The organism is Azonexus sp., from assembly GCF_036170495.1.
Lineage (GTDB): Bacteria > Pseudomonadota > Gammaproteobacteria > Burkholderiales > Rhodocyclaceae > Azonexus.
The window spans coordinates 1-1388 of record NZ_JAVHPH010000018.1 but is presented as its reverse complement, the minus strand read 5'-3'; the positions used below and the strand labels follow the sequence as shown (position 1 = coordinate 1388).

At 59.3% G+C, this 1388-nt stretch carries 1 protein-coding gene and 1 tRNA gene; one reads left to right on the top strand and one right to left on the bottom strand.

Annotated elements, in window-relative coordinates; all coding sequences use genetic code 11:
• Window positions 1–2 precede the first annotated feature (2 nt).
• Window positions 3–76: transfer RNA gene (locus tag ADADOO_RS00945), tRNA-Thr, on the bottom strand.
• 45 nt (window positions 77–121) lie between these two features.
• Here ADADOO_RS00945 and ADADOO_RS00940 point away from each other — a divergent pair.
• A partial coding sequence (locus ADADOO_RS00940) for a GGDEF domain-containing protein (protein ID WP_511274291.1) occupies window positions 122–1388 on the top strand: 1267 nt, incomplete at its 3' end.

Genomic DNA, 1388 nt, shown 5'->3' with positions numbered 1-1388 from the left:
ACTGGTGCCCCCGAACGGAATCGAACCGCTACCTGATGATTACAAATCAACTGCACGACCTTCATGCTACGGGGGCCCAAGTGATGGGGCGCGATTATAGCTTGAACAATCAAATTTCGACATGAGCACACTCACCAATCCCTTCGAGATCGCCCGGGAAACCCTGCGACTGCTGGCTGTACGCCGTATTCCCCCATCACCAGAGAATTACCTGACGCTTTATCACGAGATAGCCGGAACCAAGCCGGCCGGCGCTTCGTTTCCGGACGGGCAATTACGCTCGCTCGCCGCCGCCCTGCCCAAGGCCTCGCCGGACCAGTTGCGTCTGGCCCGGCAACTTGAAGAGGCGGTCAAAGCGGCCAATTGGGATGACTACAAGAAGCACCTGGGCGACTTCGTCGCCGGCCTTGCCGAATCCCAAAAACTAGCCTGGTCAGAGCTAATAGCCGATCTGTTGCGCCAATGGGATGCCAAACACCCGGGCCTAACCTCGGCCCGCAAGCGCGAGTCGCTCGAACACGTTTTGACGAGCAACACCGCGAACCCGGACACCCTATTCACCCGCCTACAGAGCCTGTTGCGCTCCTGGGGGCAAGGCAAGGACGCCGAACCTGTCGCCGCCGGTGAAGTGGCCAATTCAGAAATTGGCCCCAATTCCCGGTTGACCGTAACCACCGCCGATCTGCTACCCGAACTGCGTGAATTATTTGCTTTTACGCTCGAAACAGCCATGGCCACACAGTTGGTCGAAAGTCCGCAGCTCTCAACGGACGCCAAGGCACTGGCCCAAGACATCCGGAGCGCCGCGAGCCCGGCCCAACTGCAGGAATTCCTCACTCGCCTCAAGCGTTTCGCCTTCAAGCTCGAACTGCTGGCCGAAGATCAGGCGGAACTCCGCCACAGCCTCCTTGGCCTGCTCCGCCTGCTCGTCGGCAACATCACCGACCTGGTCCTCGACGACCACTGGCTGCACGGCCAAATCGACGTCGTCCGTGAAATCATTGACAAGCCGCTATCGCAGCGTGCCCTCGATGACGCCGAACGACGGCTGAAGGAAGTCCTCTACAAACAAAGCCAGCTCAAGGCCAGCCTTTCCGAAGCCCGGGATGCCATCAAGAGCATGCTCGCCGGTTTCGTCGATCACCTTGCCGACTTCGCCGAGGCGACCTCCGACTACCACGACAAAATCGAAAGCTGCGCTGGCAAAATCAGTTCAGCCAATGACATCTCCGAACTGGAAAGCGTGCTTGGCGAAGTCATGCGCGAAACCCGGACGATCCAGATCAACGCCCAGCGCTCGCGTGACGAGCTACGGTCAACCCAGCAAAAGGTTCAGGAATCCGAAGCGCGCATCCACGAACTCGAACGCGAACTCGAAACCACCAGCG